At 64.3% G+C, this 24,627-nt stretch carries 23 protein-coding genes; 11 read left to right on the forward strand and 12 right to left on the reverse strand.

The window, feature by feature from the left end:
- Nucleotides 1-20 precede the first annotated feature (20 nt).
- The 7 genes from CP557_RS13700 to CP557_RS13730 all read left to right on the forward strand — a co-directional run bounded on the left by CP557_RS13700 (nt 21) and on the right by CP557_RS13730 (nt 6,759).
- The gene (locus CP557_RS13700) at nt 21-239 is read left to right on the forward strand and encodes a hypothetical protein (protein WP_097380420.1); all 219 of its coding nucleotides are present in this window, start codon (nt 21-23) and stop codon (nt 237-239) included.
- 111 nt (nt 240-350) lie between these two features.
- A complete protein-coding gene (locus tag CP557_RS13705; protein WP_005554588.1) occupies nt 351-545 on the forward strand; it encodes a cold-shock protein in 195 nt (64 codons plus the stop codon).
- A gap of 250 nt (nt 546-795) precedes the next feature.
- Nucleotides 796-1,260: a cupin domain-containing protein gene (locus CP557_RS13710; protein ID WP_097380421.1), complete on the forward strand. Its 465-nt coding sequence runs from the start codon at nt 796-798 to the stop codon at nt 1,258-1,260.
- A gap of 139 nt (nt 1,261-1,399) precedes the next feature.
- Entirely contained in the window at nt 1,400-2,509 is a 1,110-nt protein-coding gene (locus CP557_RS13715) for a FecCD family ABC transporter permease (RefSeq protein ID WP_097380422.1), read from the forward strand.
- Nucleotides 2,509-3,366, forward strand: coding sequence for an ABC transporter ATP-binding protein (locus CP557_RS13720; RefSeq protein ID WP_097380423.1), 858 nt, complete (start codon nt 2,509-2,511; stop codon nt 3,364-3,366). Before CP557_RS13715 ends, CP557_RS13720 begins: the two co-directional genes overlap by 1 nt.
- Nucleotides 3,367-3,420: 54 nt before the next feature.
- Nucleotides 3,421-4,530, forward strand: a complete 1,110-nt coding sequence (locus CP557_RS13725) for an ABC transporter substrate-binding protein (protein ID WP_097380424.1) — start codon at nt 3,421-3,423, stop codon at nt 4,528-4,530.
- A gap of 162 nt (nt 4,531-4,692) precedes the next feature.
- The gene (locus CP557_RS13730) at nt 4,693-6,759 is read left to right on the forward strand and encodes a DEAD/DEAH box helicase (RefSeq protein ID WP_097380425.1); all 2,067 of its coding nucleotides are present in this window, start codon (nt 4,693-4,695) and stop codon (nt 6,757-6,759) included.
- On the opposite strand, the gene CP557_RS13735 is transcribed toward CP557_RS13730, so the two are convergent.
- The 6 genes from CP557_RS13735 to CP557_RS13760 form a co-directional block, all read right to left on the reverse strand.
- Nucleotides 6,756-7,805: a two-component system sensor histidine kinase NtrB gene (locus tag CP557_RS13735; RefSeq protein ID WP_097380426.1), complete on the reverse strand. Its 1,050-nt coding sequence runs from the start codon at nt 7,803-7,805 to the stop codon at nt 6,756-6,758. The genes CP557_RS13730 and CP557_RS13735 overlap by 4 nt on opposite strands.
- A 152-nt stretch (nt 7,806-7,957) precedes the next feature.
- Nucleotides 7,958-8,857 carry a phosphogluconate dehydrogenase (NAD(+)-dependent, decarboxylating) gene (gene gnd, locus CP557_RS13740; RefSeq protein WP_097380427.1) on the reverse strand — a complete coding sequence of 300 codons (900 nt, stop codon included), beginning with the start codon at nt 8,855-8,857 and terminating at the stop codon, nt 7,958-7,960.
- Between the two features lie 200 nt (nt 8,858-9,057).
- A complete protein-coding gene (locus CP557_RS13745; RefSeq protein WP_097380428.1) occupies nt 9,058-11,016 on the reverse strand; it encodes a sensor histidine kinase in 1,959 nt (652 codons plus the stop codon).
- Nucleotides 11,017-11,093: 77 nt separating this feature from the next.
- A complete protein-coding gene (locus CP557_RS13750) occupies nt 11,094-11,528 on the reverse strand; it encodes a hypothetical protein (RefSeq protein ID WP_097380429.1) in 435 nt (144 codons plus the stop codon).
- A 96-nt stretch (nt 11,529-11,624) separates the two neighbouring features.
- Nucleotides 11,625-12,089, reverse strand: a complete 465-nt coding sequence (locus CP557_RS13755) for a copper resistance protein CopD (RefSeq protein ID WP_097380430.1) — start codon at nt 12,087-12,089, stop codon at nt 11,625-11,627.
- Between the two features lie 84 nt (nt 12,090-12,173).
- Nucleotides 12,174-12,728 carry a hypothetical protein gene (locus tag CP557_RS13760; protein WP_097380431.1) on the reverse strand — a complete coding sequence of 185 codons (555 nt, stop codon included), beginning with the start codon at nt 12,726-12,728 and terminating at the stop codon, nt 12,174-12,176.
- Between the two features lie 94 nt (nt 12,729-12,822).
- Here CP557_RS13760 and CP557_RS13765 point away from each other — a divergent pair, with 94 nt between their 5' ends.
- Both CP557_RS13765 and CP557_RS13770 read left to right on the forward strand, forming a co-directional pair.
- On the forward strand, nt 12,823-13,020 hold the full coding sequence (locus CP557_RS13765; RefSeq protein ID WP_097380432.1) for a hypothetical protein: 198 nt from the start codon (nt 12,823-12,825) through the stop codon (nt 13,018-13,020).
- Nucleotides 13,021-13,093: 73 nt separating this feature from the next.
- The gene (locus CP557_RS13770; RefSeq protein ID WP_097380433.1) at nt 13,094-14,074 is read left to right on the forward strand and encodes a tyrosine--tRNA ligase; all 981 of its coding nucleotides are present in this window, start codon (nt 13,094-13,096) and stop codon (nt 14,072-14,074) included.
- 26 nt (nt 14,075-14,100) lie between these two features.
- Here CP557_RS13770 and CP557_RS13775 read toward each other — a convergent pair whose 3' ends face one another.
- Nucleotides 14,101-14,811: a helix-turn-helix domain-containing protein gene (locus CP557_RS13775; protein WP_097380434.1), complete on the reverse strand. Its 711-nt coding sequence runs from the start codon at nt 14,809-14,811 to the stop codon at nt 14,101-14,103.
- 181 nt (nt 14,812-14,992) lie between these two features.
- Here CP557_RS13775 and CP557_RS13780 point away from each other — a divergent pair, with 181 nt between their 5' ends.
- Together CP557_RS13780 and CP557_RS13785 are read left to right on the forward strand one after the other, a co-directional pair.
- Nucleotides 14,993-16,132 (forward strand): acyl-CoA dehydrogenase family protein, encoded by a 1,140-nt coding sequence (locus CP557_RS13780; protein ID WP_097380435.1) that lies wholly within the window; start codon nt 14,993-14,995, stop codon nt 16,130-16,132.
- 313 nt (nt 16,133-16,445) lie between these two features.
- Nucleotides 16,446-17,384 carry a biotin--[acetyl-CoA-carboxylase] ligase gene (locus CP557_RS13785; RefSeq protein ID WP_097380436.1) on the forward strand — a complete coding sequence of 313 codons (939 nt, stop codon included), beginning with the start codon at nt 16,446-16,448 and terminating at the stop codon, nt 17,382-17,384.
- Between the two features lie 40 nt (nt 17,385-17,424).
- On the opposite strand, the gene CP557_RS13790 is transcribed toward CP557_RS13785, so the two are convergent.
- From CP557_RS13790 to CP557_RS23290, 5 genes are all read right to left on the reverse strand, one after another.
- On the reverse strand, nt 17,425-17,802 hold the full coding sequence (locus CP557_RS13790; protein WP_097380437.1) for a DUF7268 family protein: 378 nt from the start codon (nt 17,800-17,802) through the stop codon (nt 17,425-17,427).
- Entirely contained in the window at nt 17,789-18,706 is a 918-nt protein-coding gene (locus tag CP557_RS13795) for an ABC transporter permease (RefSeq protein WP_097380438.1), read from the reverse strand. The genes CP557_RS13790 and CP557_RS13795 overlap by 14 nt, the downstream gene beginning before the upstream one ends.
- Nucleotides 18,703-19,716 carry an ABC transporter permease gene (locus CP557_RS13800; RefSeq protein ID WP_097380439.1) on the reverse strand — a complete coding sequence of 338 codons (1,014 nt, stop codon included), beginning with the start codon at nt 19,714-19,716 and terminating at the stop codon, nt 18,703-18,705. The genes CP557_RS13795 and CP557_RS13800 overlap by 4 nt, the downstream gene beginning before the upstream one ends.
- A gap of 49 nt (nt 19,717-19,765) precedes the next feature.
- Nucleotides 19,766-21,409, reverse strand: coding sequence for an ABC transporter substrate-binding protein (locus tag CP557_RS13805; RefSeq protein WP_097380440.1), 1,644 nt, complete (start codon nt 21,407-21,409; stop codon nt 19,766-19,768).
- Between the two features lie 211 nt (nt 21,410-21,620).
- A complete protein-coding gene (locus tag CP557_RS23290; protein WP_097380441.1) occupies nt 21,621-24,611 on the reverse strand; it encodes a dipeptide ABC transporter ATP-binding protein in 2,991 nt (996 codons plus the stop codon).
- Between the last annotated feature and the right edge of the window lie 16 nt (nt 24,612-24,627).

Genomic DNA, 24,627 nt, shown 5'->3' on the forward strand with positions numbered 1-24,627 from the left:
GGGAGCCGAAAGGGACAGGCATGCGTGAGCGACTCGAGTCGGATATCGGCTTCTACTACGCCATCGGCGGCTTCATCATCGCCGTGTTCGTCGTCGGGCTGGCAGCCTTTGCCCTCATCAACCCCGACGGCGTGGGAACGGTGGAACTGGTCGGGCTCTCGGTCGGATTCTTCCTGTTCATGCTCGTGTATTTCATCGCCATCTCTGTCCAGCGACTCGAGGGCGGGGATGGCATCTGATTCCGTCGTACATCGCGGGATCTATCGACTGTTACGTACTGTATCGACCTATTTCGGTGCTCGTCTCGAGTCGCAGGGTTTATCACTCCCCGGCCGTTCTCTTTAGAAGCAATGGCGAAAGGAACCGTTGATTTCTTCAACGACACTGGCGGCTACGGATTCATCGAGACTGAGGACGCGGACGACGACGTGTTCTTCCACATGGAAGACATCGGCGGCCCGGACCTAGAAGAAGGACAGGAGCTCGAGTTCGACATCGAGCAGGCCCCCAAGGGCCCACGCGCGACGAACGTCGAGCGCCTGTAAGGCGGAATTCGTAAACGGTATCGGCACTTGACTGCAGTATTTTATCCATTTCTGAGCGACTGCGCTGTCGCCGCGCGAGCCGGGCTACGAGCAGCGTCGCCGCTATCGCACAGAAAGCGGTGGGCTCCGAGCCGGCGGTCTGTCGGCTGCAGCGGTCGTCCCCGTACGTCAAGCGGGTCCTCGAGGCACCGGGTGTGTGCAGTGTGAGTCGCAACCGGACAGTTTTGGGGCTCGAGCACCGATTTGGGCTATGACCGAGCCAGTACTGCGGCGCAGCAACGAGATCGAATACGAGACGGTCGACGCTGCCGAGGCCCTCTCGAAGGGCGTCCTCATCGCCGACGACCACGGCGCGCCGAACTTCGCGATTCGTCGGTTCGTCCTCGAGGCCGGTGGCGAGGTACCGAAACACACCAACGACGTCGAGCACGAACAGTACGTCCTCGAGGGGAAGTACACGGTCGGGATCAGCGATGCGCCGGAGGCAAATCGAGCAGACGGCGATAGCGCGGAGCGAAGCTCCGCGGACCATTCGAGCGGGCAGCACCCGCGAGAAGAAGCCGTCGACGGCGACGAGGAGTACGAGGTCGAGGCCGGTGACTCGCTGTTGATTCCCGCCGGAACCGTTCACTGGTACCGCAACGAGAGCGACGAGCGGGGCGCGTTCATCTGTGCCGTCCCGAACGGAGACGACGAGATCGAACTGCTCGAGTAAGAGCGGGCGCGCTGGATCGGACGAGACCTGCCGATTGCGGATCGAACCGGCGGCTGGAGCGGATCGGCTGTGACCAGTCGGTGGCATGCCCTCTTGGAATCGTAACTACTATACCTCTTTTAGGGATACCTAAAATAAGATGGCAGAAGCGCAGTCGGTCGGTGAGCACCCAGCCGCCAGCGGACGGGAGGGCTGGATGACGGCGACGTTAGTCCTCTTTTGTCTGGCGAGCGCGGCCGTCACCGTCGTTTCCGGGCTCGTACAGGTATTCTTCGGACCATACTCGATGACGGCCGGCGAGGTCGTACGGACGGTGTTCGACCCCGCCGTCATTTTCAATCTCGAGGCCTGGTCCGCGTTCTTGCTCGATACGGAGCTTCCCCGGATGGGCAGGAACAGTCTCGTCGTCTGGGAGCTTCGGTTGCCGCGCGTGTTCGTCGGCATCATCGCCGGTGCGACGCTCGCGGTTTCCGGGGCGGTCTTTCAGGCCGTGACGCGAAACGAACTGGCAAGTCCGTTCGTGCTGGGGGTCAGCTCCGGGGCCGGATTCGCCGTTCTAGCGACGCTCGTGGTCTTTACCGGCTTCGCGCCGTTCCTCCCGGTGATCGCTGCGGTCGGTGGCACGCTCGCGTTCGTGATCGTCTACGTGATCGCCTGGAAGGGCGGGACGAGCCCCATCCGACTCGTGCTCGCGGGCGTGATCGTCAACATGGTCTTTCAGTCCCTCCAGCAGGGGTTGTTCTTCTTCGCGGACGATCTGGGTGTCGTACAGACGGCGGTCGCCTGGATCACGGGTTCGCTCGCAGGCACCCGGTGGGGAGAGGTCCGGATCGCAATCATCCCGGCTGTGATCTCGATCGGGATCGCACTCGCCGGTGCGCGCCAGTTGAACGTGCTCATGCTGGGCGAGAACACCGCACGGTCGCTCGGGATGCGCGTCGAACGCGTCCGATTTTTCCTCTCGGCCGTCGCCATTCTCGCCGCCAGCGCCGCGATCTCCGTCGCGGGTGTCGTCAGCTTCTTCGGGCTCGTCGTCCCCCACATCGTCCGGAATACGGTTGGCGGCGACTACCGACGACTGATGGTCGGCTGCGTCTTCGCCGGTCCCGCCTTGATGGTCACCGCCGACGCCGTCGCGCGGCTTGCACTCGACAGCGGCGAGATGCCAGTCGGCGTCGTGACCGGCCTGATCGGCGGCCCCTATTTCCTCTACCTGATGCGCAAACAGCAATCGATGGGTGAATTATAATGGCACATACACGACAGGAGTCAGACCGAGAACGGCGACGGATTACCGACGACGACGGTGTCGCGATCGAGAGCGCACTGGTTGGTGATAGCCTCGAACTCAGTTATCCCGCGACCGAGGAGACCATCGTCGATTGTGCGCGCCTCGATATCCCCGACGGGGCGGTGACCGCACTCGTCGGCCCGAACGGCAGCGGGAAGAGCACCCTCCTGAAGGCGCTCTCGAACCACCTCGAGCCGGACGTTGGAACGGTCCGGATCCACGACGAGGATCTCGACTCGTTCAGTCAGAAGGAACTGGCACGCGAACTGGGCGTCCTCTCACAGGAGAACGACTCGCTCAGCTCGATCGCAGTCGAGGATCTCGTCTATCACGGCCGCTACCCCCATCGGGGCTTCTTCGATAGCGTCGGCGAGGAAGATCGTCGGGCGGTCGAACGTGCGATCGAACTCGCCGGAATCGAACAGATTCGCGACACCGAGCTCGGCCAGCTGAGTGGCGGGCAAAAACAGCTCGCCTGGATCGCCATGGTGCTCGCACAGGACACGGACGTCCTCCTCCTCGACGAGCCGACGACGTTTCTCGACGTTCACCACCAGTTCCGCGTGCTCGAGACGATCCGCCAGCTCAACGAGGAGAAGGGCGTGACCGTCGCGGTCATCCTCCACGATATCTCGCAGGCGGCCCGCTTCGCGGACTATCTCGTCGCGATGTGCGACGGCGAACTCTACGACTGGGGGCCGCCCGAAGACGTGGTAACCGAGCAGCTACTCGCAGACGTGTTCGGTGTCGAGGCCACCGTCGAGTACGAACCCGAACTACAGGTACTCCCCAAGCGAGCGCTGCCGGAACGGTAATGGGGGCGGCGGCAGTCGGAAGAGCTTTATATTTTTAGGTGAGCCTAAAAGTAGATGAGTGACCAACGGACCTGGACGCGACGTAGCGTTCTTCGAACGAGTGGGGCGATCGCCGGCGTCAGCGCACTGGCCGGCTGTATCGGAGCCGACGGTGAGCCGTCGGACGAATCCGAGAGTTACACCGTGTCGATGCCACCGGTCGGTGACGTCGAGTTCGAGTCGGTTCCCGAGACGTGGGCCACCAACAACGGAGGCTGGGCCGACATGGGGATTGCGCTGGGTCAGGAACCCCCCGAAGCGGTGTACCTCACCAGTCGCTTCCACACCCGGTACTACGACGAAATCCCGGACGTAAGCGTCGATACGAGCGATATCAAGGGAATCTGGGAAAACGGAGAGCTGGTTCCCGAGGACTTCATGTCGCTGAGCGAGGACGTGGACGTGTTCGTCATGGATCCCGAGTTCCTCAAGGGACGGAGCGATACGTGGAACGAAGACGAAATCGAACGGATCGAGGCGACGGGAACGCCCTTCTTCGGTAACAGCATCTTCTCGACAGCATACGACTGGCACGACCACGAGTTCCTCACGATGTACGAGGCCTTCGAGAAACTCGCCGAGGTCTTCCAAGAACAGGAGCGCTACGAAGCGTTCGAGGAACTCCACGACGAGTTCCAGTCGAACGTCGACGACATCGTCCCCCCGGAAGACGACCGCCCCGAAGTCGCGATTCTGTACCCGACAGCCGAGTGGGACGGGTTCTATCCCTACCGGATCGACGACGGGACGAGCTACAAACAGTGGCGGGATCTCGGCGTCCACGACGCCCTCGCCGAGGCCGGCGTCGAGGACTTCCTCAACTCGCGAGCGACGGTCGGCTACGAACGGCTCCTCGAGATCGATCCCGAAGTCATCCTGATCCGGGGGCAAAACACCATCTCCGCCGAGGAGTTCCAGCGGACGATCGACGAGAAGCTGGGAGACCACAACGTCGCGAGCGACCTCACCGCCGTTCAGGAAGACGAGGTGTACCAGGCCGGATTCCAACAGGGGCCGATCCTCAACCTCGTCTTGACCCAGCGAGCGGCCGAACAGCTCTACGACGTCGACGAGAAACTCTACGATCCCCAGCAGGTCGGCGACATCGTCACCGGCGAGTTTTAGCTGTTCGACAGTCATCGACGAGCATTCGAGGCGATACGCTGCCCCTGTTCGTCCGATCCGATAGTCGGTGACCGCGGGCACGGAATCGGGTCTCGAGTTGCTCGCACGACTGTCCCGCTCGAGTCCGAATCGCTCAAGTACGCCACCCGTCTATCAGGTATCGTGTCGAAGCAGGTCCAGCAGGTCGAAACGATCTTTTGCCACGAGACCGGCGACGACTATCTCGTGGTCGTCGAGCGCGACGGCAAACGGCTCTTCCGCGCGAAACTCGGGCTTTCGGAAACGTCTGCCGGGCCCCGCCCCGCGAAGTTCCGACTGAAGCAGGGCTCGAGCGAAGAACCGCGCCAGCCCGACGAGTTCGTCGAGCTCGCCCGACGAGCGAAGCGGCTGCGCATCTCCGAACAGACCTCCGCGCAGGGACGGCGCGATCTCCGAGAGATGTTCGGGGGGTACCAGCTCGAGGACAAGGTCAAGACCGTCCGGACCTGTCGGTACTGTGCTTCAGCGGGCCGATACTCGCCGATCACGACCGAGACCGCCGTCAAGGACGACAACGACTGGATCTGCCGGGACTGCGCTCGACAGGAACTCGAGCGCCAGCTGTCCTTTTCGGGCGGCGGCAAGGTCTCGGGTGCTGCGAAAGACCGTCTCGAGGACCTCATGATGGAGGTCCAGGATCTCGAGCGAATCGTCAACCTGCTCAAGGGACAGCTCGATCCGGACCTGACGAAGTTCGATACCATCTCGGCGACGACCGACGAGGTCGACCCCGTTCGGACCGACTCGCTTTCCCTCCATCCCGGCCTACAGAACCTGCTCGAGGACCGGTTCGATACCCTGCTGCCGGTCCAGAGCCTCTCGGTCGAACACGGCTTGTTCGACGGCGACGACCAGCTCGTCGTCTCCGCGACGGCGACCGGGAAGACCCTCGTCGGCGAGCTGGCCGGTATCAATCGCGTATTGAACAACAAGGGGACGATGCTCTTTCTCGTCCCGCTGGTCGCGCTGGCCAACCAGAAGTACGAGGACTTCACCGAGGAGTACGGCCACCTCGTCGATGTCTCCATTCGCGTGGGCGCGAGCCGCGTCGCCGACGAGGGCGAACGGTTCGATCCCAACGCCGACGTCATCGTCGGCACCTACGAGGGGATCGACCACGCCCTGCGGACGGGCAAGGACATGGGCGACATCGGGACGGTCGTCATCGACGAGGTCCACACCCTCAAGGAGGAGGACCGGGGCCACCGACTCGACGGCCTGATCTCGCGACTCAAGTACACCTGCGAACAACGCGCCAAGCGCCGCGAAGACTACGGCGGCGCACAGTGGGTCTACCTCTCGGCGACCGTCGGCAATCCCCAACAGCTCACCGAGGCGCTCGAGGCGACACTCATCGAGTTCGAGGAACGGCCGGTGCCGATCGAGCGCCACGTCACCTTCGCGGACGGCCAGGAGAAAGTCCGCGTCGAGAACAAACTCGTCAGACGCGAGTTCGACAGCGAGTCCTCGAAGGGGTATCGTGGCCAGACCATCATTTTCACCAACTCACGGCGGCGGTGTCACGAGATCAGCCGGAAGCTCGATTATTCGGCCGCACCCTACCACGCCGGCCTCGACTACAAGCGCCGGAAGGAGGTCGAACGCAAGTTCGGCGAGCAGGAATTGTCCGCCGTCGTCACGACCGCCGCGCTCGCGGCCGGGGTCGACTTCCCGGCCTCGCAGGTCGTCTTCGACTCGCTGGCGATGGGTATCGAGTGGCTCTCCGTCCAGGAGTTCCACCAGATGCTCGGCCGCGCGGGCCGTCCCGACTACCACGACAAGGGGACAGTGTACGTCCTCGTCGAACCCGACACCGCCTACCACAACTCGATGGAGATGACCGAGGACGAGGTCGCGTTCAAGCTCCTCAAAGGCGAGATGGAGTCGGTCATGACCCACTACGACGAGGCCGCCGCCGTCGAGGAGACGCTGGCCAACATCACGGTCGGGGGCAAGGCCGCGAAGGCGCTCAACGATCGGATGCTCGGCGAGGTCCCCACGAAACACGCCATCGGGAAGCTCCTCGAGTACGACTTCATCGACGGCTTCGAACCCACGCCGCTGGGACAGGTCGTCACCGAACACTTCCTGGAACCCGGGCAGGCCTTTACCATTCTCGACGGCATCCGGAAGGACGCCCACCCCTACGAGATCGTCGCGGACCTCGAGCTTCGCGACGCGGATCTCTAGCGTTTGGCCCCGTCGACGAATTCGATGTCGTGGACGTCGAACCGTGCGCCGCCGTGCTCGCTCTCGGCGACCGAGACGTCCCAGCCGTGGCCCTCCGCGATCTGTTTCACGATCGAGAGCCCGTACCCGGTTCCCGCCTCCCGCGTCGAGTAGCCGTGTTCGAAGATGTCGTTCCGGACCGAGTCGGGAACTCCCGGTCCGTCGTCGGCGATATAGATGCCATCGCGGTCGGGGAGTCGACCGACGCGGACGATCACGTCCGCCCCGGCGTGTTCGACGGCGTTCCGAAAGAGGTTCCCGAGAAGTTCCCGGAACCGGCTTTCGTCCGCCCTGATCGTCCCGATCGGCGTTTCGATTCGCAATTCCGCGTGCCGTGTTTCGACGGCCTGCCACGATTCGCGGACGCTGTGTTCGACACTGCATGGACCGCGTTCCCCGACCGTCTGTCCGGTCTTCGAGAGCACCAGAACGTCGTCGACCAGCGCATCGATGTGATCGAGTGCGTCCGAGATGTCTGCTAACACGGGAGCGTCGTGTGTCTGTTTGGCGACCTCCGTGTACCCCTGTGCGACCGAGAGCGGGTTTCTGATGTCGTGTGCGAGGATATCCGCGAACTGGTCGAGCCGTTCTTTCTGTTCGTGAATCTCGTCTTCCCGCTCTCGCCGTTCGGTGATGTCTCGAACGATGCCAGTGAAGTAGCGTTCGCCGTCGTGCTCGTGCTCTCGGAGGCTAATGAGCGTCGGCACTTCGTGCCCGTCTTTGTGCAGAGCCGGGAGTTCGACGCCGCCCCAATCGATGTTTCGCGCTCCCGTCTGTACGTAGGACTCGAGCGCCGTGGCGTGGACCGGACGGAGGCGCTCCGGAATGATTTTCATCTTGGTACTCCCGACGAGCTCGTCGGGAGTGTATCCCAGAATGTCTTCGATAGCCGGATTCGCGTACACGATCTGGCTGTCTTCGTCGATCGTCAGCATTCCCTCGGCGGCGTTTTCGACGAGCGTTCGATAGAACTCGACCGAACTCACGGGAAGCGTGTGGGAATCCATTCACTCATCAGCGGTCACTTCGGGAGCAACTGCCGAATAGCTTGTTGCCACTATAGACCGATCACACGCGGGACCGCGAATTGGCGGGGCGGCCCCATACCGTATCGCCAGTCACCCTGCGAGCCGTGGATCCGAAACGACTCGAGCGGCCGCTACTCGCGGCGTGGAACTTCGTGGCGACCGAAGCCGTATCGCAGCCGACTCGCGAGTCGCCGCGAGAAGCGGCCGTCATCGGCCCGCGAGCCGAACCGTTCGGCGAGCGCGGTGTAGATCAGTGGCAGGGGAACTTCCTGCTCGAGGGCTTCCTGGACGGTCCAGGTGCCGGTCGAGCCGCCCTCGATGCGGTCGGCCACGGTACCGAGGTCGGTGCCCTCCTCGCGGAAGGCCTCCTCGCAGAGTTCCAGCAGCCACGAGCGGATCACCGCGCCGTTGTTCCAGACCGAGGCCACGTTCTCGAGATCCAGATCGTACCGGCCCTCGTGGAGCAACTCGAAGCCCTCACCGTATGTCTGCATCAGGGCGTACTCGACGCCGTTGTGAATCATCTTGACGTAGTGGCCGGAGCCGGCGGGCCCCATCCGGCCGTGGCCGTCGGGACCGGTCGCGACCGCATCGAAGACTGGCTCGAACTCGTCGTAGGCCCACTGGGGACCGCCGACCATCAGGGAGAACCCGAGTTCCGCGCCGGCGGGGCCGCCGGAGGTGCCACAGTCGAGATACGCCGCAGGGCAGGACTCGGCCCGGCGGACGGAGTCCTCGAAGTAAGAGTTCCCACCGTCGACGACGACGTCGTCGCCGTCGAGGTGAGTCTCGAGTTCCTCGAGGGTGACGTCGACCGCCTCGCCGGCGGGGACCATCAGCCAGATGCGCTTCTCCGCACCCAGCCGATCGACGAGATCGTCGATCGAGGCGGCCGGGGCGGCACCCGCGTCAGCAGCCGTCGCGACGGCTTCCTCGTCCAGATCGAACGCAACGACATCGTGGCCCGCTGCGAGGGACCGCTCGACGACGATCTGTCCCATCCGTCCGAGTCCGATTACGCCCAGTTGCATGGATAGGCGTCGGCCGGCCGCTGTCGTAGTGGTTGCGGTTCTGCGATGGAACCGGTGACGGCCCGCTCGTGGCTCGAGCGCAGTCCGATCGGCGGTCGGCCGTCCACGAGCGCACGAGTCATACGGTTTGCTGTCCCGATGTCCCGGTGGGACCGCAGGACGGTCCCGGTCCCGCCGGCACTGACGGACAGGAGACCGTCTCACGCCGAGTCGGTCGCATCCGTCGACGCGGCCTCGAGGGCGATTTCGACGCGGCTCCCGCCGAGCGTTGACTGTGCAAAGGAGACGGTGCCGCCGTAGCTGTCGACCATCCACCGAACCAGCCAGAGGCCGAGTCCGCTGCTATGGGTGAGCTGTGTGATGTCGCTCTCGCCGGTGATGACGCCGATTTCCGCGGGCGGAATGCCGGGGCCGTCGTCGGAGACCGAGAGCCGAACCCGATCGCCCTCCCGAACGGCAGCGGCATCGATGGTCGGTTCGGGTCCCGTGTGTCGAACTGCGTTCTCGAGGAGGTTGTCGACGACGAGCCTCAATCCGGGATCGGCCCAGGCTCGGCAGTCGCCACGCGTCGTGACCGTGAGGGTACCGTCGTCGATATCGGCCTCGTCGATGGCGACTTCGAGGACGTCGGCGACGTCGATCGGCTGGAGGTCGCTGTCCCGGTCCAGCGCGTACTGGATCGCGCGCGTCTTCTCGCTGGTACGGGCGAGATCGGTCGCGGTCTCCCGGAGCGTGTCCGCGGCGGTCGCGAGCTCCGGATGGTCGAGTCGCTCACACAGGAGTTCGGCGTAGCCGATGACGACGGTGAGATCGTTTCGGAGGTTGTGTCGGAGGACCCGGTTGAGAACCTGGAGGTACTGTTCGCGCTCTTTTCGCTGCGTGATGTCCCTGACGACGCTGACGATCCCACGAAACGTCTCGGGCTCGATCTCCGCCTCGTCGCGGGCTAACAGCGACCACTCGATCTCGACGGGAAACCGCTCGCCGTCGGCGGTGACGTAGGTCGCCTCGAAGGGAGCGTTGTCACGCTGTGGCTCCGCGAGCAGTTCATCGACGCGCTCTACTGCACGCTCGTACGATTCGTCGTCGAAAAGGAGCGAGACGGGTTCGCCGATGAGCTGTTCGCCGTCGTATCCCAGCCGCTCGGCGAGCGGGTCGGTCACTAGTGTCAATCGCCCGTCCGTATCGACCGCGTACACCATCCCTTCGAGGGTCTCGAGGACCTGTTCGTAGCGCATGAGTTCCTCGCGGCGGTTGGATCGCTCGAGTGCGGCAGCCGCGCTGGCGGTCAACAGCTGTGCGAGCTCGACGTGGTAGTCGTCGAAGGCACAGCTGATCGGCGAGCCGACGTTGAGGACGCCGAGGGTGCCTATCGGAACGCACATCGTACTGCGGAACAGCTCGGTCGCCCACTGTGCCCCGGACGAGGGAGGCGGCCCGTCGTCGATGACGACCGGCTCCGAGTTGCGAAACGCCTCTCCCATCGCGCTCTCGTGGATCCCGACGCGTTTGCGTTCGTCGAACAGTTCCCTAATGGGATCGGATGCGCCGGTCAAGACGAGCGCCGCCGTGTCCGCATCGAAGAGCCGAACGGTAACGACGTCGAACCCGAGAACCCGCTCGGCGGCGTCGACGACGATATCTGCGACGGCCACACGGGACTCACAGGAAAACAACGCTCGCGTCGTCTCGAGCAGTTCGGTGACGACGGCCGCATGGCGGGGGCCGACGATCGCATCGCTGGGAGTGATGTACCCGCCAGCAGGGTGTTCGCGATCGGGTGACGTGGGGTCGGTCGGTCCGATTGCGAGCGGCTCGGGCGACAACGCTACGACGCGATCGACGAGCGTTGCGTCGGTTGTCCGGACCAGATACTCGGTCGCCCCGGCACGCGTTGCCGCGGCCGCAGCGGTTCCGTCCGGCCGCTCCGTCGTGTAAACGATCGGGACAGACGGTGCGGCCTCGCGGATCGCCGCGACGGTGTCGACGCGATTGGCCTCGGTTCCGTCGACGACGACACAACTCACGGCGGTCGCTTCGAGGGAGTCGACGGCCGCCGTTCGATCACGCACTGCGACCACGTCGAACGCGACCGCGAGATCGCGCGGCGGCGTCGAGTCGCCGCCGACGAAGACGACACGCTGGCCTGAGCGGCTCACTGACAGACCAACGGAGGTAGCCGGTGGTGATTAATGTTACGACGGGTGAGACGTCGCCGTCAGGACCGCACAGAAAGCTACGCGATCGGTTCCTCGAGATGAGCCCAGCCGATCGCATCAAGGACGACGATTCGATCGTCGTACTGGACGTAGACGCCGTTGTACTCGTCGTCGTCGGCGTCGTAGTAGGGTAACGTCTGTCGGATGCGGTCGACGATAGACCAGGCGCCATCGCGCTCGAGCGTGACGTGTTCCCACTCGTCGCGTGCGCTGTTGTGAATCGCGCGGTCGAGTGCTCGCCGCGCGCCGGGAATCTCGCCGAGGCGTTGTGCGGATGCGTCGATCACTGTCGCGTCCGCCGGGACGTCTTCCGGAACGATGACGCGTGCGCCGAGGTTTGCCTTCGATCGCGATGTGCGGGCCGCTGACTGTTCCGATCGGAGGACGTAGCCAGCCACGGCAGCCATCCCTACCGCGAGAAGCGACAGGGCCAGATCTTTACCCCTAACCATTACCGACTATCTTACAGTAACTGACTAAGTATCTTTCGCAAGAATGTTGATTTCGAACGGGTTCGGCGTCGAAAAACCGGACAGCCGTCTTGCATGTCACAGGAGGAGGCCGACGTTGGCCGAGAGCAGGCCTGCAACGACTAACAGTGCGATCGCCGTAACGGCTGCCGCCCGAAACATCGGCAGCGAATCGCGAGCCGGCTCTCGAATTTTCTTCCCGGTGAGCCCGGTTTCGAACCGCTTTGCGCCGATCTCGACGAGCGCGGTCAGGATCAACCAGAGCGCGACCATCGCGACGACCAGCCGACCGTTGGTCGTCCCGAAGAGCGACCCGAACGTGTAGGCATTCCCAGCGAGGTGGCCGCCCGAAAGCAAGAGAACGACCGAACTCACCCGCGAAATCGTCGTCAACTTCCCCGAGATAACCTCGAGCGGGTGGGTCGTGTTGAACGCGCCGTCGCGTGCCAACGGCAAAACGACGGCAGCAACGAAGCAGACACTGCCGGCCCAGAGGGCCGCAACGACCAGGTGTATCGTTCGAGCGGCGAGCACGTCGACCATACGGGGTCGCTTGGCGAGCGGGCGTATCAGCGTTCCGACTTCCAGCCGAGAGACAGTCGCCGTAACCGACGGGTCGGCCCACAGTCAATCGAGCCAGTCTGGCGTCCAGGCAACCAGGCGACGACGGAACAGTGCGTAGACCACCGAGACGGCGAGGCTACCGATGATAACGGCAGTGAGCCAGCCCTCGAAGACGACGAGGGCCGGTATTCCGAGCGCAGTGCCGAGGGCGGCGTCTTCCGGGGCGCCATCGTAGCGAATCCATCGCCGTGGTCGAATCCAGCGCCCGCGGACGTGGTCGTAGACCGCACGCTCGGTCCGCTCGTTCCACGGGTCCATTTCGGGGCCGCCGCCGACCGCGTCGCTCACAGCGTGTAGCCAGGCGGTCCCGGCAAAGGCAGCGACGGCGAGGGTCGTACTCGAGGGAACGACGGCGGCGACGACGACGGCGGGGCCGGCGACTGCGAGCCCGCCGACCGGAAAGTGAAGCGTCCGCCGGTGTGTCCCGACGAGATCGAAATCGGGAGCCAGTCCGCCGAGAATCGCACCGACCGCGAGCGCGACCGCGAACTCGGGAGCGACGTATGCGACCGGCGCGACGACCGCGAGCCCGGCGAACACGTGTGTAGTCGCCATCATCGTCTCGAGCGTATGACGGCGCCGAGCAAAACGATACGTGAACCGGTGACCGACGGACGAAGGATTATGTGTCACTGGCCCGAATCGTCTGCCGATGCCATCACTCGAGCCACCGTGTCTTCGATCGGAACACGCCTCGCGCGGCGCGGCCGAGGGGGCGAAACTGGGCAGGAAAGTCGGCGGCGTCGCCGGACCTGCCGGCGGTGCCGTCGGGGCCGGCGTGGGCGCAGCGGGCGGCTACCTCGCTGGCACGGCGCGCGATCGGGTCGAATCGGTACTGAAACCGTTCTGAGTAGCGGGGTCGACGCCCTCGAGCCGGAGCGGCTATCAGGAGCTATAAATTCCTCCTCCGGTTCCAGCCACGTATGGACAGCTACGAGCTACTCACGCGAAACGCCGAGGAGGTCGTCACCGACGAGGAGGTCCGCGACCTCGCGGAGGATCCCGCGGGGAAACGCGCCTACGTCGGCTACGAACCCTCCGGCGTGCTCCACCTCGGCCACCTCCTGACGGCGAACAAGCTCATCGATCTTCAGGACGCGGGGATGGAGGTCGTCATCCTGCTCGCGGACGTTCACGCTTACCTCAACGAGAAGGGGACCTTCGAGGAGATCCGGGAGACCGCCGAGCAGATGAAAGCCCAGTTCCTCGCCTACGGGCTCGACGAGGACAACGCCGAGTTCGTCTACGGCTCCGAGTTCCAACTCGAGGAGGAGTACACGCTCGATCTCCACCACCTCGAGCGCGAGACGACGATGAACCGCGCCCAGCGTGCGATGGCCGAGATCCAGGGCGACGAGACGGCCAAGGTGAGTCACCTCGTCTACCCGTTGATGCAGACCTTGGACATCGAGTACCTCGATCTCGATCTGGCGGTCGGTGGGTTAGACCAGCGCAAGGTCCACATGCTCGCCCGCGAGAAGCTGCCCGACCTCGAGTACGAGGTCCGCCCCGCGCTTCACACGCCGATCGTCGCCGACCTCACCAGCGGCGAGGGGAAGATGTCCTCGAGTGAGGGGATCACGATTTCGATGGAAGACTCGACCGCGGACCTCGAGGAGAAGGTCAACGCGGCGTTCTGTCCGCCGACGCGGGACCCCGAGGGCGACCTCGAGAACCCCGTTCTCGAACTCTTCGAGTACCACGTCTTCCCGCGATTCGACGAGATCGTCGTCGAGCGACCCGAGAAGTACGGCGGCGACCTGACCTACGAGGAGTACGAGGCGCTGGCCGCGGACCTCGAGTCGGGCGAGCTCCATCCCGCCGACGCGAAGGGGACCCTCGCGACCTACCTCGACGAACTGATCGCGCCGGGCCGTGAGAAGCTACGCGAGATTCGAGACTAACCGGTCGGTCCCCTCGACGCTCGAGGTTACTCGACGAAGACGCGTTCGTCGTCGGTATCGAGGAGGAGACTGAATATTGTTCCTTCGACGGCCCGGAGATGCTGTGAGAAGGTCGCGAGCGTGATATCCAGTTTGTCGGCGAGTTCGGTCGCCTCGTGTTTCCGCGGCCAGTCGTAGTAGCCGTTCATGTATGCGACCAGAAACACCTCTCGCTGCCTGTCAGTGAGCGAATCGATAACGGTCTGTTTGAAGTCGTGGTGGGCAAAGAGCGGCGTCGATTGCTGTCGGCTGTAGCAGTCGTCGACGGTCGCGGTCGGATGCTCCCGTCCGAACCGATCGACGAGTTCGGCGGCCTCTGTCCGTGAGGAGACTTCTGCGACGATACGGCCGGTACCGCTGTCCGCCTCGACGAGCCGCGGGATCGCCCCGAAATCGACGACGGTTATCGCGACACAGCGGTCCCGGACGTGGAACTGCAACCGACCGCCGTCGTCGTGTCGCGCGACCAGGTGTGCATCGACCCCGTCGGTCCGGTCGATCCTGTCCAGGATTCGCTCCGGCGGGGCACCGTTCAGGGTGAAGTATTCGACGAACCCGTCGTCCGAATGCGGAAAGAGCACTTCGAGATCGAGCCGGCAGTTCTCGGCCTGCGACGCGTCGATAAACGGGTACGACGGATCGTAAACGCGAAACTCGACTTCGACGGCGTTTTTCGGCCGACGGCCTCCGCGTTTCATACGAGACTATTGACTCCACAGCACTGGCCCGTTTCCCCTTGGATAGCAAGGGCAGACGCTCGGTATTCGGAGACGGTACTTCGCTTCTGCGAACGGTGACACCGCGTCTCGGCTCCGTCACTGATGCCGTTTCACCGCCGCTCGCCGATGGATTGACGATCCTCCCGCCCGAGATCGTGGTATGTCGTTTCACCTCACTGCGGAGCAACGAGCGATCCGCGACGCGGTCCGGGCGTTCGGGGATGCAGAGATCCGGCCAGTCGCCGCGGAGTACGAAGCCGAACACCGCTATCCGTCCGAATTGCTCGCGGCAGCGGCCGACCTCGACCTCGTCGCACCCCACGTTCCCGAGGCGTACGGCGGCGCGGGGATGGACCCGATTGCGACGATCATCGTCACCGAGGAACTCTGGCGCGCAGATCCCGGCGTCGGCGGCTCGATCGCCGCAGCGGACTTCGGTACCGGGATGCTCGTCGAGTACGGCGACGACTGGATGTGCGAGGAGTGGCTGCCGCGGGTTACCGCGGGTGAGACGCCGATCGCGACCGGGATTTCCGAACCCGCACACGGGTCGAACGTTGCGGGAATGGAAACGCGCGCCAGGAAAGACGGGACCGAGTGGGTGATCGACGGGGGGAAGATGTGGATCACCAACGGCACCGTCGCCGAGGTGGCGATCGTCATGGCCAAAACGTCGCCCGAGAAGGGCCACAACGGAATCACCGCGTTCCTCACCCCAACGGATGTCGACGGCTACGAGGCGACCGCGATCACGAACAAACTCGGGATCAAGGCACAGGATACCGCCGAGATCGTCCTCGATGGCCTCCGCGTCCCCGAGGCAAACGTCGTCGGCGAGGTCGACGAGGGGTTCTACCAGCTCATGCGTTTTTTCGCACCCGCTCGCGCCGACGTCGCTGCTCAGGCGACCGGCGTGGCACAGGCCGCTCTCGAGGAAGCGATCGCCTACGCACAGGAGCGCGAACAGTTCGACCAACCGATCTCGGAGTTTCAGGCGATCCGGCACAAGATCGCCGAGATGGCGACGAACGTCGAGGCGGCGCGGTCGCTCGCCTATCGGGCGGGGGCCGCCCTCGAGTCGGGCGACGACGACCGCGCGACGCGGCTCGCCTCGATGGCGAAACTGTTCGCGAGCGAGCGGGCCGTCGACGTCACCGACGAGGCGCTACAGGTACACGGCGGTGCGGGCTACGTCTCGGATCACCCGGTCGAGCGCTTCTACCGGGACGCCCGGATCACGAAGATCTACGACGGGACGAGCGAGATCCAGAAGAACATCATCGCCGATCAGTTGCTATAGTAGCAACTGAAACGATTTACACACTGATCGCAACGCTGTCGTGCGATCAGGTGTGCAATGACTTTCAGTTGCTACTATATAGACGCACAGCAATACGGCCGAGGCCGTCAGAACCCGACCGTGGCGATGTGTGCGGACGGCGCTCTCCGAGTCACAGAGTCGCCGCGAGCGTGGTTCGCCCGTGTGGCGTTTGGATTACGACCGGCAAAAGCCGAGGGACCGGCAGCCAAACCGGGACGGGAGGCTGGGAACAGTGGGCTCGAGATCGATCGAACCCCGCCGATTGAAGTACGGGCGGGCCCCTTGCGAGGCTATGAACGAGACGCGACGAGCGATCCTCAAGTCACTCGCGGACGGTCCGGTGTCCGGACCCGAACTGGCCGACTCGCTCGATATTTCGCGGGCGGCCGTCTGGAAGCACATCGAGGGGCTTCGCGAGTCGGAGTTCGAGATCGAGAGCGGGGCCAACGGGTACGAACTCACGGCCGTCGACGCCTACAACGCCCCGGCGATCGAGTTCGAACTCGAGGCACCGTTTTCGATCGACTACCACGACTCCGTGGGAAGTACGAACGACCGCGCGCGGGAACTCGCGAACGAGGGAGAAACGGACGTCGCCGTCGTCGCGAACGAACAGACCGGCAGTCGCGGCCGCCTCGACCGCGAGTGGTCCGCACCATCGGGCGGCGTCTGGGTGAGTGTCGTAACGCGGCCGACTATCACACCCGCCCGAGCGCCGCTGTACACGCTCGCAGCGGCGGTCGCGATCGCGACGGTTGCGCGAGAAGCCGGCGTCGACGCCCGGATCAAGTGGCCAAACGACGTGATCGTCCCGGTCGGCGAGGACGGAGACTACCGGAAGCTCGCGGGGATTCTCACGGAGATGGAAGGCCAGACCGATCGGGTGGACTGGCTCGTTCCCGGTATCGGTGTCAACGCGAACCTCGATTCCGACGGGCTCCCCGAGGGTGCGACCAGCATCCGCGACGAGGCCGGCGACATCGATCGCCGCCACTTCGTCCAGCGGCTCCTCGAGGAGTTCGATCGGTACCGGACCGATCTCGAGACGGTCGTCCCCGCGTGGCGCGAACTGGCGCTGACGCTCGGCCAGCGCGTGCGGGTCGACCGTTCCGAGGGCGAGGTCGTCGGCGAGGCGGTCGACGTAACGGATTCCGGCGCGCTCGTCATCGAGACCGACGACGAGCGGGTGACTGTCTCGGCGGGCGACTGCGAACACCTGCGTCCCGTCTGAGCGGCGAGACGAACGCAGGGCGTGGCGGATGGACCGTCGCTCAGACGCCGAGGAGGATCGAACTGGCGGCTGCGGCGACGACCCACCCTGCACCCACCCACGACAGCACGAAAAACGCCTCGCGAGCACCGGCCTCCGTCCAGCCGGAGCTGACCTCGAGTCGGTCCTTCATCCCCTCGATGGTTCTCCCGAGACCGACCGCCGTCGACCACGCGGTGACGCCGAACCCGAGAACGAGCGCGCCGAGTGCGAACGCCGTGTCGGTCGCGGCTCGCGGCGACCAGATCGTCAGCAGCGCGAGCGAGACGGCGACACCGACGACGCCGCCGACGGCAGCCCAGCGAGCAGCAGCGACCACGAGCGCGCGAGTGCGCTCGAGGAGGGGCTCCGAGGGGACGCGAGAATCAGTCGACGGCATCCCTCATGCGGGGGTCGAGGGCGTCTCGCATCCCGTCGCCGAGGAGATTGAATCCCAACACGGTGAGTGCGAGGAACAGCCCTGGGAAGAACGACCACCACCAGGCCCCCGAGAACAGGCCCCGCTGGACACCCTCGGAGAGCATCATTCCCCACGAGGGGTCGCCGGGGCTCGCACCGAACCCGAGGAACGACAGCGCCGCGATGTCGATGATCGCCAGGCCGTAGTTCAGCGTCGACTGGACGGTGATCGGTGCCAGGCAGTTGGGCAGGACGTGGCGAATCAACAGCCGCGGATCGGTCGCACCGAGGGCGCGCGTCGCCTCGATGTACTCGTCCTCGAGGACTTTGAGCGCTGCGCCGCGGACGACGCGGGCGAACCGCGGCGTGTAGACGAGGGTGAGCGCGGCGACCGCACGCCACAGCCCCAGCGAATCGGGGAAGATCGTGACGAGTGCAAGCGCCAGTAGCAGCGACGGGAACGACAGCAACACGTCCATCGTCCGCATGATAACGTTGTCCGTGAGGTCGCCGTAGTAGGCGGCGACGATGCCGGCAGTGATGCCGAGGACCGTGGACGCGAGGACGGTCGCGGTCCCGAATTTCAGCGCGAACCACGCACCATAGAGGACACGGGGGAAGATGTCGCGGGCCTGTCCGTCGGTCCCGAACCAGAACTCCGCGCTCGGGCCTGCTTTCGTCGGGTTCGTCCCGAACTGGGTGCTGACGATCGCGCCGAGATCGTACGCGAACCGCGCGTAGATGGCGACGGCGAACATCCCACCGATGATGGCGAGACCGATCACGGCGATGCGATTCGACAGCAGTTCCGTGAGGAACGGACTGGCGCGGATGCGATCCACAGTACTGCGCTCGATGTCTGACGATTGGGTTTCCGTGCTCATTGGTCGATCCGTGGGTCGAGGATGGAGTACGTGATGTCGACGAAGAGATTCACGATCGTGTACATGAACGCGAACACGAGAACGGTCGCCTGTACCACCGGGTAGTCGCTCTGGTTGATCGCGGACACGAGCAGCGTCCCGATGCCGTTGATCTCGAAGACGGTCTCGGTCAGTACGGAGCCGCCGAGCATCGAGCCGAACTGGATACCGATGATGGTGATAACGGGGATAAACGCGTTCCGGAGCCCGTGTTTCATGACGGTCGTCTTCGCGCCTTGCCCCTTCGCGCGGGCCGTCCGCATGTAGTCCTGTCGGACGACCTCCAGCATCGACGACCGCATCATTCGGGAGATAAACGCCATCGAATAGATACCGAGGACGACGACTGGCATGAGCAGATGGCGAGCAGCGGACTGGAACGCAGCCATGTCCCCGGCCAGCAGCGTGTCGACGAGGATGAACCCGGTCGTCGAATCGATGAAGTACGTCGACCCGATACGGCCACTCGTCGGCAGCACGCCCAGAATCTGGGCGAACAGCAGTATGAGGAGCGGACCGCTCCAGTAGATCGGGACGCTGATACCTGCGAGGGCCCCGATCCGGGAGAAGTGGTCGGTCAGCGTGTCCTGTTTGACGGCGCTCAATATACCGAGCGGGAGCCCGAACAGTAGACCCGCAGCCTGTCCGAGAATTGCGAGCTCGATGGTGATCGGGAGCCGGTCGGCGAGGATGTCACTCACATCGGTGCCACGCCGGACCTGGTAGGATTGTCCGAAATCCAGCGTCGCGGTGTCCTGGAGGAATCGGACGTATTGTTGCCACAACGGATCGTTGAGTCCGAGATCCGTTCGAACCTGTTCGATGAACTCCTGGCTCGCCCGTTGGCCCGCGATGGCTACCGCAGGATCTCCCGGCGAGAGGTGGAGGATAGCGAAGACGACTGTTGCCACTCCGAACAACACCGGACCGAGCAACAGCAGACGTTTGGCTACGAACCGCTTTGAGACCATTATTCGGATGTACGTGTAGGATTTTCAAACGTTTCCGTCAACTGGAAGCCTACTCGAGGTCGACCAGGTGGAGGTGTGGACCACCGATAGCCGAAATCGTGTAATTGTTCACGTTGTTACGAACGCCCCGGACCTCGTCGGCGTAGTCGATGAAGACCCACGGCGCTTCCTCGCGAGCGATCTGGGCCGCCTCGTGGTAGAGGGTGGTACGCTCGTCCTTGTCTGCCGTCTGTTGGGCTTTCTCGACGAGTTCCATGTAGTCCTGGTTCGCCCACGCGCTCCGGTTGGACGTGTTGAATCCCTCCGTTCCCCAGTCGACCCAATCCTGTCCGTCGGGGGACTCGACTTGCGGGTGGAGGAGGACGTAGTAGAAGTTGTCCGGGTCGGCGTTGTCCGTGTACCAGCCGGCCAGGGACGCGTCGTGTTTCCCCTCGGCAGTGTAGGTGAGGTAGTCCGAGAACTGCCGTTCGTCGATAGTGACATCGATGCCGATCTCGCCGAGGTTCGTTCGGATGGTTTCCGCCGTCGGAAGCGGTGCCGGGTTGTAGCCACGAGCGTTCTGGAAGGTCGTCAAGTCGAAGGAGAACCCGTCACTGTACTCCGTTTCGTCCAGCAGGGACTGGGCCTCCTCCGGATCGTAGGCGTACGGACTGAGATCGTCGTTGTGTCCGAAGAGAGCCGGCGGACACGGCTGGTCGGCCTGTTCCGCGATACCGGAGTAGACCTCGTTGACGATGGATTCGGTGTCGATGGCGTAACTGATCGCTTTCCGGACCTTGGGATCGCGGAACGCCTCCATCCGGGACTGGTTCATCGACATGTAGCCGACGTTGATACCCTGTCCGGACTGAACCTTGGCGGCATCGGATTCCTCGACCGTGCCGATGTTGTCGGGACCGAGGTTGTCGATGATATCGAGTTCGCCCTCGACGAGCGCCTGCGTGCGCGTCGAGTTCTGGCCGCGCTCGAGGAACAAGAGTTCGTCCACGTTCGGGCCATCGCCCCAGTAGTTGTCGTTGGGGGTCAGCAGGATACGGCCGTTCGAGTCGTCGAGTTCATCGAGCTGGAACGGGCCGGTTCCGTTGGCGTCCGCGGTGAAGTCGAAGTCGTTCTCGATACCGTCTTTGGGGAGGACGACGGCAGCGAACATCGCGAGATTTCGCACGAACGGTGCGTAGGGGCTCTTAAGCGTGATGTTCAGCGTGTAGTCGCCGTCGGCCGAAACGGAGTCGATCCAGTTACCGAGCGTGAACGGCCCGTAGACGGAACTCTCCTCGGCGTAGTACTCGTACTCCTCGTCGACGAACCGCCGGTAGGTCGCGATGAAGTCGTCGGCGGTGAAGTCGGTCCCGTCGTCGAACTGGGCGTCCTCGCGGAGCTCGAGCGTGACGTCTTTGCCGTCCATCGACCAGTCGGTCGCGAGGCTCTTCGTGATGGCCGCCTCGCCGGGTTTGAAATCGATGAGTCCGTCGTAAATCTGGTTCGTGACTTTCGAGACCTCGCCGCTGGTCGTGTTCTGTGGGTCGAGGGTTTTCGAGTGTGCACTGCGGCCGTACCGGAGCGTGCTGCCATTGCCACCACTGTCGCCGCCGAGACAGCCGGAAAGAGAACTCGCTGCGGTTGCGACGACCGTCGCGCTACCGGCGGACTTCAGGAAACTACGTCTGTCAAATTGGCCACTATCGCCTGACATAACACTACGGCGTGCATCGATGTATATAGTACTTACGGATGCGCATGGGAATTAAACAGTTGACGGACAAAAGAAGTCCAAATTGACCAATTTTTCCCCGCATTGGGCTAAATATTTAATTAAGTTGTGGGAAACTATTTCGGGGCCGTGCTGGCCGCTTACGGAACCGGTACCGGAGGACAACTGGCACAGCGGCGTGGACTCGGCCCGTTTACTCGGCGTCGGTGAAGAGATGGCAGGCTGCCGGATGGTCTCCGTCCTCGAGTGGGGGGTTCGACCGCTCGCAGACGCTTTCGAACGTGTCCGCGAGGACGGCCGCGGCGGCGTCCCAATCGCCGTCGTCGAGATGGCGGTAGGACGCGTCGACGGCCTCGCGAGCCCGACCTGACAGCGGCCCGTCGAAGAACTGTGCGTCGAGGGCCGCCGCGAAGCTACTGCCGCCATCCGCGACCGCGCGGGCCGCTGGTGCCTCATCGGGGGCTTTCTCCCGAGCCGCCTCGAGATCGATGTCGCGGGACTCCACGCGCTGTCGGTAGAACATGACTTCGCGGTAGCGCTCCTGTTCGATGTCGAGGTCCGCGGGTGGAACGATCGACGGACACCGCGTCCGGAAGTGACAGCCCGATGGCGGATCGATGGGGGAGGGGACGTCACCCTTCAGGATGGTGCGGTCGTCGGTATCGGCCAGGGGATCCGGCTCGGGGATCGCCGACAGCAACGCGTTCGTGTACGGGTGTTTCGGGTCCGCGAACAGTTCGTCGGTCGCCGCGATTTCGACGATCTCGCCGAGGTACATCACGGCCACGCGATCCGAGATATGCCTGACGACCGAGAGATCGTGTGCGATGAACAGGTACGTCAACCCGAACTCCTCTTGGAGGTCCTCCAGGAGATTGATGATCTGGGCCTGGACCGATACGTCCAGTGCCGACACCGGCTCGTCGGCGACGATGAAATCCGGATCCACCGCCAGGGCGCGAGCGATACCGACGCGCTGGCGCTGCCCGCCGGAGAGCTCGTGGGGATAGCGGCCGTACTGACTCTCGTCGAGCCCGACCTCCTCGAGGAGCTGGAAGACGCGGCGACGGCGGAGCGTGCGCTTCGAGCCCCCCGCAGACACGTCCACCTGTACGCTCGTGATGCGGCCGTCCTCGCGCGTGACATCCGTCGTCACGTCGAGTGCGCCCTCGACGTCCACGGTAACGTCGCCGTCTGCGACAGCGACCTCCACGGGGACGACGACCTCCCCGTCGGTACTCCCGAGTAACGCGTCCACGTTGTCCGCGACGTCGACGGACACCGCATCCGCCGAGATACCCGTCGTCGAAACCGCAGCGCGCGTCGCCACGTCGGGATCGGTCTCCGGGAGACCGTGTATCTTCAGCGGCTCCATGATGGTCTGCCCGACGGTCATCCGCGGATCGAGACTCGACATCGGGTCCTGGAACACCATCTGCATGTCCTTGCGCTTCTCCCGGAGTTCCGACTTCGAGAGGTCGCCGAGTTCTTCACCGGCGAACACCACCGTCCCGTCCGTCGGCGGATTGAGGTGGAGGATGGCACGACCGGCAGTCGACTTGCCACAGCCGGACTCGCCGACCAGTCCGAGCGTCTCGCCCTCGTGAACGTCGAAGCTCACGCCGTCGACGGCCTTTACGCTCGGTTTCTCGCCGAGGAACCGGTCGAGGACGCCGTCTTCCTGCTGATAGTACTTCCGCATCTCGCGGAGCTCGACGATGGGCTCGCCGACGTCGTGTTCGACGCCGGAGGCGACGCCCTCGTTGCCGTACTCGTCCTCGTCGAAGGACTCGAGTATACACTTCGAGCGGTGGTCGATGTCGTCCGGACCGTGCTGGCGGAACGGGATCTCGCCGTCGCGACACTCGGGTTGGGCCCACGGACACCGATCTGCGAAGTGGCAGCCGTCGGGCATGTCGATGAGGTCGGGGACGTTGCCCTCGATGGGCGTCAGACGGTCTTTCTCCTCCGTGGGGATCGACTCCAGCAGCGTGTACGTGTACGGGTGGCTCGGGTTGGTGAAAATCTCCTCGACAGGGCCTTCTTCGACGATTTCGCCGGCGTACATCACCGCGACTCGGTCGCAAGTCTCCGCGACCACGCCGAGGTCGTGGGTGATCATCAGCACCGACATCCCGAACTCCTCCTGGAGGTCGTCGATGAGGTCGAGTATCTGGGCCTGGATGGTCACGTCGAGGGCGGTCGTGGGCTCGTCGGCGATGAGGAGGCTCGGCTGGCACGCGAGCGCGATCGCGATGAGGACGCGCTGGCGCATGCCACCGGAGAACTCGTGGGGATATTCTTCGAGGCGCGTCGTCGCCTCCGGGATGCCGACCTCGGTGAGGATCTCGACGACATCCGCCATGACCTCCTCGTCATGCTCTTTGCCACGGAATTTCGGGAGGATCTCCCGGATGGCGTTTACCCACGTGTCCCGTTTCCGTTCGCCGTACTGGTGGAGTCGCAGGGATTCCGCGACCTGTTCGCCGACGGTCACCGCGGGGTTCAGCGACGTCATCGGGTCCTGGAAGATCATCCCCATTTCGCTGCCCCGGACCTTCCGCATCGCCTCCTCGGGCGCGGCCGTCAGATCGACGACGCCCTCCTCGACCGCGGGCGGGTCGCCGTTCGAGCCGCGCTCGAATCGGTCGCGCGCCGCCTCGTCCAGGTAAACGAACCCGTCGGCGGCGTCCTCGACCGCCTCCTCGAGGGTGTCCGCGACCGTCGACTCGTCCGTCCCACCGTCGAGTCGGTCGGCGGCGTTGCGGAGGGCCGGTGCGAGCGCCGCAGGGTCGTCGTGGTCGGTGAGGTCGGCGGCCATGCCGCGCAGTTCCGACCCGGCCGACCTCACCCCCTCGTCGATGCGGAGGTCCGCGACGAGTTCCCGAACGGCGTCCACGAGTTCGAAGGGGTAGGGAACGACGGCATCGTCGAACTCGACTGCGAGCTCGGCGGCGAGCTTCGCGCGCCGTAAGGACACGCGCCCGGCCACGACATCGCCAGGGTCGTCCACGAGGTCCATTGCTGAGAGTGCGGTCACGCTCTTGCCAGAACCGGACTCGCCGACGAGGCCGACCGTTTCGCCCTCCTCGATCGTGAGGTCGATACCGTCGACGGCTTTCACCGCGCCACGTTTGGTATCGAACTGCGTGCGAAGTCCGGAGACGGATAGAAGATCGCTCACTGAAAGCAGTTCTCGA

It is taken from the genome of Natrinema ejinorense, from assembly GCF_002494345.1.
In the GTDB taxonomy this organism is placed as follows: Archaea; Halobacteriota; Halobacteria; order Halobacteriales; family Natrialbaceae; genus Natrinema; species Natrinema longum.